This is a genomic window from Micromonospora sp. CNZ303 (assembly GCF_004345505.1).
In genome coordinates this window covers 614,698-627,102 of the sequence record NZ_SLVT01000001.1, presented here as the reverse complement: position 1 = coordinate 627,102, position 12,405 = coordinate 614,698, and the positions used below count along the sequence as shown (strand labels likewise).

At 72.8% G+C, this 12,405-nt stretch carries 13 protein-coding genes; 1 reads left to right on the top strand and 12 read right to left on the bottom strand.

Going from position 1 to position 12,405, the window contains the following annotated elements; genetic code table 11:
- Positions 1–10: 10 nt before the first annotated feature.
- The 8 genes from atpA to EV374_RS02960 all read right to left on the bottom strand — a co-directional run bounded on the left by atpA (position 11) and on the right by EV374_RS02960 (position 6,386).
- Positions 11–1,666, bottom strand: a complete 1,656-nt coding sequence (gene atpA / locus EV374_RS02995) for a F0F1 ATP synthase subunit alpha (protein ID WP_132231200.1) — start codon at positions 1,664–1,666, stop codon at positions 11–13.
- A 93-nt stretch (positions 1,667–1,759) separates the two neighbouring features.
- Positions 1,760–2,581: a F0F1 ATP synthase subunit delta gene (locus tag EV374_RS02990; RefSeq protein ID WP_132231198.1), complete on the bottom strand. Its 822-nt coding sequence runs from the start codon at positions 2,579–2,581 to the stop codon at positions 1,760–1,762.
- On the bottom strand, positions 2,581–3,111 hold the full coding sequence (locus EV374_RS02985; protein ID WP_088998661.1) for a F0F1 ATP synthase subunit B: 531 nt from the start codon (positions 3,109–3,111) through the stop codon (positions 2,581–2,583). Before EV374_RS02985 ends, EV374_RS02990 begins: the two co-directional genes overlap by 1 nt.
- Positions 3,112–3,142: 31 nt before the next feature.
- Complete coding sequence (gene atpE / locus EV374_RS02980) at positions 3,143–3,370, bottom strand: ATP synthase F0 subunit C (protein WP_088998660.1); 228 nt, start codon at positions 3,368–3,370, stop codon at positions 3,143–3,145.
- Between the two features lie 93 nt (positions 3,371–3,463).
- Complete coding sequence (atpB, locus tag EV374_RS02975; RefSeq protein WP_132231196.1) at positions 3,464–4,285, bottom strand: F0F1 ATP synthase subunit A; 822 nt, start codon at positions 4,283–4,285, stop codon at positions 3,464–3,466.
- On the bottom strand, positions 4,286–4,507 hold the full coding sequence (locus tag EV374_RS02970) for a hypothetical protein (RefSeq protein ID WP_132231195.1): 222 nt from the start codon (positions 4,505–4,507) through the stop codon (positions 4,286–4,288).
- Between the two features lie 164 nt (positions 4,508–4,671).
- Positions 4,672–5,103 (bottom strand): hypothetical protein, encoded by a 432-nt coding sequence (locus tag EV374_RS02965; protein ID WP_132231194.1) that lies wholly within the window; start codon positions 5,101–5,103, stop codon positions 4,672–4,674.
- Positions 5,100–6,386, bottom strand: coding sequence for a serine hydroxymethyltransferase (locus EV374_RS02960; RefSeq protein WP_207913822.1), 1,287 nt, complete (start codon positions 6,384–6,386; stop codon positions 5,100–5,102). Before EV374_RS02960 ends, EV374_RS02965 begins: the two co-directional genes overlap by 4 nt.
- 35 nt (positions 6,387–6,421) lie before the next feature.
- Between EV374_RS02960 and EV374_RS02955 the strand changes: the two genes are divergently transcribed.
- Complete coding sequence (locus EV374_RS02955; protein WP_132231192.1) at positions 6,422–7,915, top strand: SDR family oxidoreductase; 1,494 nt, start codon at positions 6,422–6,424, stop codon at positions 7,913–7,915.
- Between the two features lie 29 nt (positions 7,916–7,944).
- Here EV374_RS02955 and EV374_RS02950 read toward each other — a convergent pair whose 3' ends face one another.
- From EV374_RS02950 to prmC, 4 genes are all read right to left on the bottom strand, one after another.
- Positions 7,945–10,056, bottom strand: coding sequence for a transglycosylase domain-containing protein (locus EV374_RS02950; RefSeq protein ID WP_132231191.1), 2,112 nt, complete (start codon positions 10,054–10,056; stop codon positions 7,945–7,947).
- Positions 10,057–10,172: 116 nt separating this feature from the next.
- Positions 10,173–10,784 carry an arsenate reductase/protein-tyrosine-phosphatase family protein gene (locus EV374_RS02945; RefSeq protein ID WP_132231190.1) on the bottom strand — a complete coding sequence of 204 codons (612 nt, stop codon included), beginning with the start codon at positions 10,782–10,784 and terminating at the stop codon, positions 10,173–10,175.
- Complete coding sequence (locus EV374_RS02940; protein ID WP_132231392.1) at positions 10,785–11,429, bottom strand: L-threonylcarbamoyladenylate synthase; 645 nt, start codon at positions 11,427–11,429, stop codon at positions 10,785–10,787.
- Complete coding sequence (prmC, locus tag EV374_RS02935) at positions 11,429–12,367, bottom strand: peptide chain release factor N(5)-glutamine methyltransferase (protein ID WP_132231390.1); 939 nt, start codon at positions 12,365–12,367, stop codon at positions 11,429–11,431. Before prmC ends, EV374_RS02940 begins: the two co-directional genes overlap by 1 nt.
- Positions 12,368–12,405 lie beyond the last annotated feature (38 nt).

The following is a 12,405-nucleotide window of genomic DNA, read 5'->3' as shown; positions in this document are numbered from 1 at the left end:
GAATCAGCCCTTACCGGTTCTCGGCCGGGCGGTCGCCCGTGCCGTCACGGAAGCGGCTCACCGTCTCGCGGTCCTGCTCGCCCTCCAGCGGGGCGGCCGGCGCGTCGTTGATCCGCCGCTCGTCCTCCTTGCCGAGGAAGACCTGCTTGAAGTCGGCGATGGCGGCGTCCAGGGAGCCGATGATGTCGTCGTTCCACTGGTGGTCGGCGATGCTCGCCAGGACACCCTCGTGCTTGTGCCGGAGGTACTGGAGGAACTCCGACTCGAAGCGACGGATCTCGCCGACCGGGATGTCGTCCAGCTTGCCCTCGGTGCCGGCCCAGACCGAGACGACCTGCTCCTGCACCGGGAACGGCGAGTAGTTCGCCTGCTTGAGCAGCTCGACCAGGCGGGAACCGCGGTCCAGCTGGGCGCGCGAGGTCTTGTCCAGGTCGGAGGCGAAGGCGGCGAACGCCTCCAGCTCGCGGAACTGGGCCAGGTTGAGCCGCAGCGAACCGGCGACCTTCTTCATCGGCTTCACCTGCGCGGCGCCGCCGACCCGGGAGACCGAGGTGCCGACGTTGATCGCCGGCCGGACGCCCTGGTTGAACAGGTCGGTCTCGAGGAAGATCTGACCGTCGGTGATGGAGATGACGTTGGTCGGGATGAAGGCCGAGATGTCGTTGGCCTTCGTCTCGATGATCGGCAGGCCGGTCATCGAGCCGCCGCCCAGCTCGTCGGAGAGCTTCGCGCAGCGCTCCAGCAGGCGGGAGTGCAGGTAGAAGACGTCGCCCGGGTACGCCTCGCGGCCCGGCGGGCGACGCAGCAGCAGGGACACGGCGCGGTACGCCTCGGCCTGCTTGCTCAGGTCGTCGAAGACGATGAGGACGTGCTTGCCGCCGTACATCCAGTGCTGCCCGATGGACGAGCCGGTGTAGGGGGCGAGGTACTTGAAGCCGGCCGGGTCGGAGGCCGGGGAGGCGACGATGGTGGTGTACTCCATCGCGCCCGCCTCCTCCAGGACGCCCTTGATCGAGGCGATCGTGGAGGCCTTCTGGCCGATGGCGACGTAGATGCAGCGGACCTGCTTCTTCGGGTCGCCGGAGCGCCAGTTGTCCCGCTGGTTGAGGATGGTGTCCAGCGCGACGGTGGTCTTGCCGGTCTTCCGGTCGCCGATGATCAGCTGACGCTGGCCACGGCCGATCGGGGTCATGGCGTCGACGGCCTTGAGGCCGGTCTGCAGCGGCTCGTCGACCGACTGCCGGGCCATCACGTTCGGGGCCTGGAGCTCCAGCTCGCGGAAGCCCTCGTTGGCGATGTCACCGAGCCCGTCGATCGGCTGGCCGAGCGCGTTGACCACGCGGCCGAGGAAGGCGTCGCCGACCGGCACGGAGAGCACCCGGCCGGTGCGCTTGACGCGCTGCCCCTCTTCGAGCTTGGCGGAGTCACCGAGAACGACGACACCGATCTCCCGGACGTCGAGGTTCAGCGCCACACCCAGCGTGCCGTCCTCGAACTCCAGGAGCTCGTTGGTCATGGTCGAGGGGAGGCCCTCGACGTGGGCGATGCCGTCGCCGGTGTCGGCGACGGTGCCGACCTCCTCGCGGGAGAGTTCGGACGAGTAGGAGGAGACGTAGCGCTCCAGGGCGCCGCGGATCTCCTCCGTCGAGATGGTCAGCTCGGCCATCCTCTGCTTCCTTAAGTATCAGGGGCCCGGGATACCTAGTACCGACCGGTCCGAATGGCGTCTATGTCACAGGCGCTGAGCGGTGGTGCCGCCTCAGCGCTTCGCGAGCGCGTTGCGGCTCTCGTTGAGGCGGCGCAGGACGGTGCCGTCGTACAGGTCGGAACCGACCCGTACGCTCACGCCACCGAGAACCGAGGGGTCCACCGTCTGCTTGACGGAGACCTCCCGACCGTATATCGCGGAGAGACTGGCGCCCAGCCGGCGCTCGTCCTCTTCACTCAACGGGGCCGCGGCGGTCACGTACGCCACCTGCCGGTCCCGCCGGTCGGCGGCCAGCTCGACCAGCCGGGTGAGCGCCCCGGCGAAGTTGCGTCCACCGAACCCGGCGAGCGCGACCCCGACGAGGTAGCCGGTGACCGGCCGGGCCTTGCCGGCGAGCAGCTGGTCGACCAGCGTGGCCCGCCGCTCGGCCGGGACGGTCGGGTCGGAGAGCGCGCTGGACAGCCCCGGCGAACCGGCGACGACCTGCCCGAAGCGGAACAGCTCGTCCTCGACCTCGCCCAGCTCGCCCGCGGAGTCGGCGCCCGCCAGGAGAGCGTCGACGCCCAGCCGCTCGGCGGCGTCGAGCAGCTCCGAGGGCGCCGACCAGCGGCCGGCGACCAGCGAGGCGATCAGGTCCAGCGCCTCGGCGTCGACCTTGCCGCGCAGCAGCTCGCCGAGCAGCCCGGCACGGTCGGCACCGGTGCGGGCCGGGTCGGAGAGTGCCCGGCGCAGCCGCGGCTCGCGCCGCAGCAGGTTGGCGACGGAGAGGATGGCGTCGGCGGTGGTGGCCACCGCCGACGGCTCCGCACCGCGGACGTACGTGTCGAGGCGCTCGGCCGCGACCTTGTACGACTCCCGGCTGGCGGCCTGCATCAGCGGGCCCCCGCGCTCTCGAGGTTGCTCAGGAACCGGTCGACGGTGCCCTTGCGGCGCGCCTCGTCGGCGAGGGACTCCCCGACGATCTTGCTGGCCAGGTCGACCGCGATCGTGCCGACCTCGGTGCGCAGCTCACGCACGATGGTGGCGCGCTCGGCGGCGAGCTGCTCCTTGCCCGCGGCGATGATCCGGTCGGACTCCTCCCGCGCCTTGGCGAGGATGTCCTGGCGGATGCCCTCGGCGTCGGCCCGGGCGTCGTCCCGGATCCGGGCCGCCTCGGTACGCACCTCGGCGAGCTGGGCCCGGTACTGCTCGAGCACCTGGTTCGCTTCGGCCTGGGCGGCCTCGGCCCGCTTGAGCCCACCCTCGATCGCGTCGACCCGCGCCTGGTACATCGCCTCCATGCGGGGCATGACGAACTTCAGCAGGACGAAGCAGAGCAGGGCGAAGGCGATGGTCCCGACGACCATCTCCTGCCAGATGGGCAGGATCGGGTTGTGCTCCACACCTTCTGCGGCGATGAACATGTCAGACCTCCGGGTCGGGAGAGAACTCTCGTCAGCCGCCGACGGCGAAGGCGAGCACCAGGCCGAACAGCGCGAGCGCCTCGACGAGGGCGAAGCCCAGGATCAGCCAGGTGCGGTTGTAGCCGGCGGACTCCGGCTGGCGCGCGCTCGACTGGATGTAGGCCGCGAAGACCAGGGCGACACCGATACCGGGGCCGATGGCGGCGAGGCCGTAGCCGATGGTGTTGACGCTACCGCCGATCTCGGCAAGAACAGTCATTGCGGGTATTCCTCCTGTTCGACGCGTGAGGTCTCACGCGTACGCGGGTCGGTACCAGAAGCTTGGTCGGGCCGGGTGGCCCGCCGAGCCCGATCAGTGCTCGTCGGCGAGCGAACTTCCGATGTAGTTCGCGCTCAGCGTGACGAAGACGTAGGCCTGCAGGACGGCGACCAGCACCTCGAAGAAGGCCATCACGATCGCCATCAGGAAGGAGAAGACCGAGGTCACCTGGATGAACAGGCTGCTCGAGTTGAGCATCACGAAGCCGCCGATGGTGAAGACCAGCAGCAGCAGGTGGCCGGCGAACAGGTTCGCGAAGAGCCGCAGGGCCAGCGTGACGGGCCGGACGATGAACGTCTGCATGAACTCGATCGGGATCAGCAGGATGTGCATGGGCCACGGCACGTTCGGGATGATCAGGCTCATCTTGAGGTACTTGCCGAGACCGTGCTTGCGGGCGCCGATGTAGAGGTACATCACGTAGGAGATCGCGGCAAGCACGATGGGGAACGCGATGTGCGAGTTCGGCGAGATCTGCAACCCGGGCACGATGGCGAAGAGGTTGGTCAGCACGATGAAGCTGAACAGCACCGTGAAGTAGGGCGCGAAGCGGATGCCCGCGTTGCCCATCTGCTCGCGGGCGATGTTGTCCCGGACCAGGCCGTAGACCGACTCCGCGTACCACTGGGCCTTGCCGGGGACCAGCTTGGGCTTCCGGTAGGCGAGCATGAAGAAGATGATCAGCAACGCGACCGCGAGCCAGACCATGATCCCGAACTTGGTGACCCAGGGGCCAGCCACGTCCGGCGGGTAGAAATCTCCGACGCTGGGGGGCCAGGGAAGCCCCTCGGCGGCGACGAGCTGTCCACTCACCGTGTCATCCTCCGCACTCGACAGACCCGCGCGTGCCGGCACTCAAGCACTGAGCCTCTTCATGATCAGGTAAATCGCTCCGGCCGCGCCGAAGATCATGCCGAGGGCGACCCCGACGCCGGTTCGCAGATCGAGAAAACGCTCCGCCAACCACCCGAGGAAGCCCCACACCACGATGCCGGCGAGTAGGTAGCCCAGAACGGCACCTGCCGCGCCTTCCGACGAAGGGTCGTCGGACCTGCGGGGGTGTGGGTCTTCGGCCATGACGTGGCGAACAATATCAGCAGGGGCGCGCGGGAGTGTGCGGCACCCCCCACACTGCGAACAGCGTGCGGGCCATGGCGCGGGCGCGAAAGTCGTTGGTCAGGTTACTCCCGTGCGGCCCGCCGCGGCAGCCCGAAATGCCGGACGCAGATCCGACAGAACGCTCACTCACCGCGTCGCTCGAATGTGGGCAGCGGCGTACGCAGGGCCCAGCCCAGGTGGGCGCCCGTCCAGACCACCACGGCCGCGATGATGGCCACCCCCATGTCCGGCAGACCGGGCCAGCCGGTGGCCGCCACGGCGGCCATCGCCACCCCGAGCACCACGATCTTCGTGGCGTAGGTGACCAGCCCCACCGACATGATCATCCGAGGGTTGACGGCGTCGGCCCAGGCCACCGAGAGACCCGAAACCAGGTAGCTGACGACGACCAGCGCGATCCCGGCGGCCACGCCGGCCGCGCCGGTGCCGCCCCGCAGCACCGCCGCGGCCGGGACCCCGACCAGCGCGAGCACCGCACAGGCCAGCAGCGGCAGGCGCAGGTGCGGCAGCCGGGACCGGATGGCACCCGGCTCGCCCGCGCGCGGCTCGCTCATCGGGGGTACGCCGGGAAGGCGGCGACCAGCTCGGCGACCTCGCCGGCGAGCCCGGCGAGGGTGTCGGCGCCCCCGGGGGCGGCCGGATCGGTGCGCACGGCGCGGGCGATCAGCGAGGCGACCTGCCGCATCTCCGGCTCGCGCATGCCCTGGGTGGTCACGCTCGGGGTGCCCACCCGGATGCCCGAGGCGACCATCGGCTTCTGCGGGTCGTACGGAACCGCGTTCTTGTTCAGGGTGATGCCGGCGGCGTCGCAGCGCGCCTCGGCGTCCGCGCCGGTGACCCCGACCTCGCGCAGGTCGACCAGGGCGAGGTGGGTGTCGGTGCCCCCGGAGACCGGGCGCATCCCCTCGTCGGCCAGCCCGGCGGCGAGCGCCCGCGCGTTCGCCACCACGCGCTCGGTGTAGGCCCGGAACTCGGGCTGGGCGGCCTCGCGCAGCGCGACCGCCTTGGCGGCGACGACGTGCATCAGCGGGCCGCCCTGGGTGAACGGGAAGACCGCCTTGTCGATGCGCTGGGCCAGCGACTCCCGGCACAGGATCATGCCGCCGCGCGGCCCGCGCAGCACCTTGTGCGTGGTGAGGCAGACGACGTCGGCGTGCGGCACCGGCGACGGGACGGCCTTCCCGGCGACCAGCCCGATGAAGTGCGCGGCGTCGACCATCAGGTACGCCCCGACCTCGTCGGCGATCTCACGGAACCGCGCGAAGTCGATCAACCGCGGGTACGCCGTCGCCCCACAGATGATCATCTTGGGCCGGTGCGCGAGGGCCAGGTCGCGTACCTCGTCGTAGTCGATCAGCTCGGTGTCGCGCCGGACGGTGTAGCCGACCGTGTGGAACCACTTGCCGGAGAAGTTGACCCGGCTGCCGTGGGTGAGGTGGCCGCCGTGCGGCAGGTCCATGGCGAGCACCGTGTCGCCCGGCTGGACCAGCGCCGCGTACGCGGCCAGGTTGGCGCTCGCCCCCGAGTGCGGCTGGAGGTTGGCGTGCTCCGCGCCGAAGAGCTCCTTCGCCCGCGCGATGCCGATCTCCTCGGCCCGGTCGACCTCGGCGCAGCCGCCGTAGTAGCGCCGGCCCGGGTAGCCCTCGGCGTACTTGTTGGTCAGTGTCGAGCCGAGCGCGGCCAGCACCGCCGGCGAGGTGAGGTTCTCGCTGGCGATCAGTTGCAGGCCGCCCCGGAGCCGGTCCAGCTCGCCGAGCACCACCCCGGCGATCTCCGGGTCGGTCGCGCGGAGCTGGTCGAAGTCCGGCCCCCAGAAGGTGCTCGTCTCAGTAGCCACAGCGCCAGAGTCTATTGGGCCGCACACTGGAGACCGTGAGATGCCTGGTCACCGGAGCGACGGGTTACATCGGCGGGCGGCTGGCGCCCCGGCTGCTGGCCGAGGGGCACACGGTGCGCTGCCTCGCCCGCAAGGCGGGACGGCTGCGGGACGTGCCCTGGGCGGCACGGACGGAGATCGTCGAGGGCGACCTGCGCGGGCCGGAGACGCTGCCCGCCGCGTTCGAGGGCGTGGACGTCGCCTACTACCTGGTGCACTCGCTCGGCCAGGCCGGCTTCGAGGCCGCCGACCGGGAGGCCGCCACCCGGTTCGCCGAGGCCGCGCGCGCCGCCGGCGTACGCCGGATCGTCTACCTGGGCGGGCCGGAGCCGGCGGCGGACCGGGAGGTCCCGTCGGCGCACCTGCGCTCCCGGGCCGAGGTGGGACGGATCCTGCTCGACAGCGGCGTGCCGACGGCGGTGCTGCGGGCCGCGGTGATCATCGGGTCCGGGTCGGCCTCGTTCGAGATGCTGCGCTACCTGACCGAGCGCCTGCCGGCCATGGTCACCCCCCGCTGGGTCCGCAACCGGATCCAGCCGATCGCCGTCCGGGACGTGCTGCGCTACCTGGCCGGCTGCGCGCACCTGCCGCCGGAGGTCAACCGCGCCTTCGACATCGGCGGGCCGGACATCCTCACCTTCCAGGACATGATGCAGCGGTACGCGCGGGTGGCCGGACTGCGCCGGCGGACGATCGTGCCCGTGCGACCGCTGACGCCGTCGCTCTCCTCGCACTGGGTCGGGCTCGTCACGCCGGTGCCGAACGCGATCGCCCGACCGCTGGTGGAGAGCCTGGTCCACGAGGCCGTCGCCCACGAGCACGACATCGCCGCGTACGTGCCCGACCCGCCGGAGGGGCTGACCGGCTTCGACCAGGCGGTCGCGGCGGCCCTGGCGAAGGTCCGCGACGGCGAGGTGGAGACCCGCTGGTCGACCGCGAGCGGCCCCGACGCGCCGGCCGAGCCGCTGCCCAGCGACCCGGAGTGGTCCGGCGGGACCGCCTACACCGACGTCCGCGAACGGGCGGTGCACGCACCGCCGGAGGAGCTGTGGCGGGTCGTCGAGGGCGTCGGCGGGGAGCACGGCTGGTACTCGTTCCCGCTGGCCTGGTCGGTCCGCGGCTGGCTGGACCGGCTGATCGGCGGCGTGGGGCTGCGCCGGGGCCGGCGCGACCCGCACCGCCTCCAGGTCGGCGAGGCGCTGGACTTCTGGCGGGTGGAGGAGATCGTGCCCGGCGAGCTGCTGCGGCTGCGCGCCGAGATGCGGCTGCCGGGCCGGGCCTGGCTGGAGATGCGGGTGTTCCGGATGGATGGCGGCGGCAGCCGCTACCAGCAGCGGGCGGTGTTCCTGCCACGCGGGCTGCCCGGGCACGCGTACTGGGGGGCGGTGGCGCCCTTCCACGCGGTGGTCTTCGGCGGGATGGCCCGCAACATCGCCCGCCAGGCCGAGCAGTCGGCCCGCCGGCCCGCCGCCGCGTTCCTGCGTCGCTGAGCCGCCCGCACCCCTGCGGCCCGCCGGTCTCAGTTGCCGGCGCGGGAGTCGGTGAGCCGGAATGCGGTCGTCTCGCTGGGCGGCACGAAGTCGCGCACCGGCTCGTCGCGCAGCGCGAAGGCGAGCACCTCCCCCACCGCCTCGACCATCTGCCCCTGCACCCGCTGGCCCACCGCGTCGCGCGGGTCGTCGGGGTTCGCGGCGATCGAGGCGATCGCGAGCTGCGGGGTGAAGGCGACGACGGTCTCCGTCGCGTACCCGTCCGAGCTGCCCGTCTTGCCCGCCACCGGCCGCCCGAGCTGCTGACGCAGCCCCTCGGCGGTGCCGAGGCTGCACTCCCGGTACATGGACTGGTCGCCCACGGGGCAGCGGGCCGCGTCCGCCGCCGCCCGGGCCACGTCCGCGTCCACCGCCTGGCGGCAGTGCGGCCGTGCGGCGGCCATCGGCCGGCCGGCCGCGTCGTTGATCGAGACGACCGGCAGCGGCGCGCACCACGAGCCCTCGGCCGCCACGGCGGCGTACGCGCCGGCCAGGTCGAGCGGGGTGGTGGCGGATACCCCGAGGGTGAACGGCCCCCACTCGCGCGCGCCGTGGCGGGCCAGCCGCGCGTCGTCCTCGGCACGGAAGACGATGCCGAGCCGCTCGGCCATCTCCACCACCCGGTCCGCGCCGACCCGCTCGGTCAGCCAGGCGAAGTACGTGTTGACCGACTCGCCGAAGGCCGTCCACATGGTGTGCCGGCCGTCCATCCGGTCGCTGGCGTTGCGCGGGCACCAGTACCCGTCGCAGCTCGCCGCCCCGCTCGCCGAGTAGTCGGTCACGATCCGCTCCGGCGCGTCGAACTCGGTGCTCAGCGGCAGCCCGGACTCCAGCGCGGCCAGCATCGTGAAGACCTTGAACGTGGAACCGGCCTGGTAGCCCTCGATCGCCCCGCCCCCGGCGACCAGCTGGTTGACCGTGTTCGGGTGGTTCTTCTGCCCGGCCGGGTTGGCGGCCACGCCGTAGTTGCGGTTCACCGCCATCGCGAGGACCCGGCCCGTGCCGGGCTGGACCACCGCCGTCGGCGCCGCCCGGCGGTCGTCCACAGAGTAGATCCGGCGCACCTGCTCGGTGGTGGCGCGCTGCACCGCCGGGTCGAGCGAGGAGACGATGGAGAACCCGCCCCGGCGCAGCGTGAGCTGCCGCTCGTCGACCGTCGCGCCGAACGCCGGCTGGGCGTTCCACCAGCGGGTGAACCAGTCGCAGAAGAAGCCCCAGTCGTTGTGCTCCGCCGGCACCGCCGTGCAGTCGTTCGGCGTCTGGCTGGGGCGCAGCTTCAACTGCTCCGCCCTGGCCCGGTCCGCCGCCTCGGCCGGGACCTGCCCGGACTCCACCAGCCGGTCCAGCACGTACGCCCGGCGGGCGACCGCCGCGTCCGCGTCGCCGTTGATCGGGTCGTCGGTGTGCGGGGAGCGGACCAGGCCGGCCAGCAGCGCCGCCTCGGCCAGGGTGAGGTCCGCCGGCGGCTTCGAGAAGTAGCGGCGGCTCGCGGCGCCCACCCCGTACGCGCCAGCGCCGAAGTAGGCGATGTTCAGGTAGCGGGCGAGGATCTCGTCCTTGCTCAGCTCCCGCTCCAGGGCCAGCGCGTACCGCATCTCCTGGATCTTGCGCGCGGTGCTGAGCTCGGTGGCGGCGGCGCGCTGCCGCTCGCTCAGCCGGGGGTCGTTGCTGAGCACGTTGCGGACGTACTGCATGGTCAGCGTGGACGCGCCCTGCCGGGTCTCCCCGGCCCCCCGGTTCACGGTGAAGGCCCGCGCCACGCCGCGCAGGTCGACCCCGCTGTGCTCGTGGAACCGGGTGTCCTCGGCGGCGATGACCGCCTGCCGCATCACCGGCGCCACCTCGGCCAGCGGCACGTCCACCCGGTCCTCCTGGTAGAAGGAGGTGATCAGCGTCTTGCCGTCGTTGGCGTAGAGGTTCGAGCGCTGGGGCGTGGGCGGCGTGCGCAGCGTGTTCGGCAACTCCGAGTACGGCGCGGCGAGCGCCGAGAACCCGATCCCGAAGACCAGCGCGGCCGGGAGGGCCGCCACCGCGAGCGCCAGCCCGGCCAGCGAGCCGGCGAGCAGCACGGTGAACACTTTGTCGAGGCGTGCCCGGGTCATCAGCTCTCCCCGCAGGAGCCGGTCAGGACCCACTCAGAATGACCCGAAAGCCCCTCTGGACCGCCCCTTTCCCCCAAACCCGCAGGAAACTCACGCGGGCGGGTAACCCGGGCGGGTTACGGCAGCAGCACCGCGGCGAGGGGGTGGACGCTCTCCTCGATCTCGTCGGCGACCCGGCTGAAGCACTGGTCGCCGCGCCCCCACGGATCGTCGAGATCGTCGGTGGGCAGCGAGGTGGTGCCCAGCCGGGCGGCGTGGGCGGCCTCCACCAGGGCCACGCCGCGCGCGTACACCGCGTCGGGGGTCGCCCCGGCCGCCGGCAGCGCGGCGGCGTCCACGCCGGCGAGCAGCCGGCCGAACTCGCCCAGCACGAACGTGCGCGACTCGGCGTCGGGGCGCAGCGCCACCACGTACTCCTGCTGGTCGGCGGTGGCGGTGAGGACGAGGTCGGCGGCGTCGATGTGGTCCGACCGCAGCTTGCGCGCGGCGAAGCCGGCGACGCTGCCGCCCCGGGAGGTCACCTGGCGTGACGCCGGCGGGTTCATCTCCTCGCCGGCGTGCCAGCCACCGGTGCCGGCGCTGTGGCTGTGCAGCAGCTCGTCGGCGCGCGCCGGGTCGACCTCGCGGCGGGCGAGCCGTTCCCGGACGGCGAGGGCCAGCAGCCGCTCGGCCATCGGGGAGCGGCAGATGTTGCCCATGCACACGTGCAGCACGGTGAACGGAGGCACTCAGACCCCCTGGCCGACGAGGATGTCGGGCACCACGTCGCGGAGCTTCTCCAACCCGACGGCGCCCTGGCGGAGGACCTGCGGCACCTCGCCGGTGAGGTCCACGATCGTGCTCGGCACCGGGTCCGGGCAGGGCCCGGCCTCCAGGTAGGCCCGCACCGAGTAGGAGAGCTGGTCGCGGGCCTCCTCGGCGGTGAGGGCGGCCGGCTGGCCGGTCTTGTTGGCCGAGGCGACCGCCATCGGGCCGGTCTCGCGCAGCACCTCCAGCGCCACCGGGTGCAGCGGCATCCGCACCGCCACCGTCCCGGAGGAGTCGCCGAGGTCCCAGCGCAGGCTGGGCGAGTGCGTCACGATGATGGTCAGCGCCCCGGGCCAGAACGCCTCGACGAGGTCCCGGGCCGCCTGGGGCAGCGAGTAGACCAGGCCGTCGAGGGTGTGCCGGGAGCCGATCAGCACGGGCGGCGGCACCTGACGGCCACCCTTGGCGTCCAGCAGGGCCTTGACCGCGTAAGGGGTGAACGCGTCCGCGCCGATCCCGTAGACCGTGTCGGTCGGCAGGACGACCAGCTCGCCGTTCTTGACCGCCTCGATGGCAGCGGCGATGCCGCGGTCCCGGTCGGCGGGCGACCGGCAGTCGTAGAGCATCACGAGGAGTCAGTCTGCCACGTCGCGGCGACGGCGGCGTGCTGGCCGTCCGCCCGGCGGGACGCGGTCGCGAAGCGGGGCCGTCCGGTCAGGTCCGGGTGGTCGGCGACCGCCTCGAACCGGCCGTCCGCGGCGAGCAGGTCGGGCACCACCGTGCCGTGCGTGTCGTCGTGCTCCACGCCCAAGACGCCACCCGGGCGCAGCAGCGCCGCCGCCCGCGCGATCACCGGGCGGATCACCGCCAGGCCGTCCCCACCGCCGAAGACCGCGTTCGCCGGATCGTGCCGGCCCACCTCCGGGGGTACGGCCACCCCCGACGGCACGTACGGCGGGTTGCAGAGCAGCACGTCGACCCGGCCCACCAGGTCGGCGAGCAGGTCGGCGGCGGTGACGTCCGCCGCCACCACCTCGATCGGCCGGTCCCCCGCCTCGGCGCGGGCCGCCGCGTTGCGCCGCAGCCAGGGCAGCGCTGCCGCCGACCGTTCCACCGCCACCACCCGGGCCGCCGGCAGCTCCTGGGCCACCGAGAGGGCGATCGCCCCCGAGCCGCTGCACAGGTCCACCACCAGCGCGGCGCCGAGGCGTCGGCCCTGCGCGATCCCCCAGCCGGCGAGCAGCTCCGTCTCGGGCCGGGGCACGAAGACGCCCGGCCCGACGGCCAGTTCCAGGTGCCGGAAGCCGGCGCTGCCCGTGAGATGCTGCAACGGTTCCCGCCCGGCCCGCCGCGCGACCAGCTCGTCGAACCGGTCGAGCTGGTCGGCCGTGAGGTCGTCGGCCAGCGCCAGCCGCCCCCGGGGCACCGCCAGCACGTACGCGGCCAACTGCTCCGCCTCGGCGCGGGGCGAGGCGATACCGGCGTCGGCGAGGGCCCGGGACGCCCGGGCCAACGCCACGGAAGGGCGCTGCCGTCTCGTCCCTTCGGACGGGTGTTGCGGCACGGTGGTCACGAGATAATCATGGGGCGTCGCGCTGGACA

Excerpts from the sequence above, each read along its gene's own strand:
- atpA (WP_132231200.1), bottom strand. The coding sequence starts at position 1,666 with ATGGCCGAGCTGACCATCTCGACGGAGGAGATCCGCGGCGCCCTGGAG.
- EV374_RS02990 (WP_132231198.1), bottom strand. The coding sequence starts at position 2,581 with ATGCAGGCCGCCAGCCGGGAGTCGTACAAGGTCGCGGCCGAGCGCCTC.
- EV374_RS02985 (WP_088998661.1), bottom strand. The coding sequence starts at position 3,111 with ATGTTCATCGCCGCAGAAGGTGTGGAGCACAACCCGATCCTGCCCATC.
- atpE (WP_088998660.1), bottom strand. The coding sequence starts at position 3,370 with ATGACTGTTCTTGCCGAGATCGGCGGTAGCGTCAACACCATCGGCTAC.
- EV374_RS02970 (WP_132231195.1), bottom strand. The coding sequence starts at position 4,507 with ATGGCCGAAGACCCACACCCCCGCAGGTCCGACGACCCTTCGTCGGAA.
- EV374_RS02965 (WP_132231194.1), bottom strand. The coding sequence starts at position 5,103 with ATGAGCGAGCCGCGCGCGGGCGAGCCGGGTGCCATCCGGTCCCGGCTG.
- EV374_RS02950 (WP_132231191.1), bottom strand. The coding sequence starts at position 10,056 with ATGACCCGGGCACGCCTCGACAAAGTGTTCACCGTGCTGCTCGCCGGC.
- EV374_RS02940 (WP_132231392.1), bottom strand. The coding sequence starts at position 11,429 with ATGCTCTACGACTGCCGGTCGCCCGCCGACCGGGACCGCGGCATCGCC.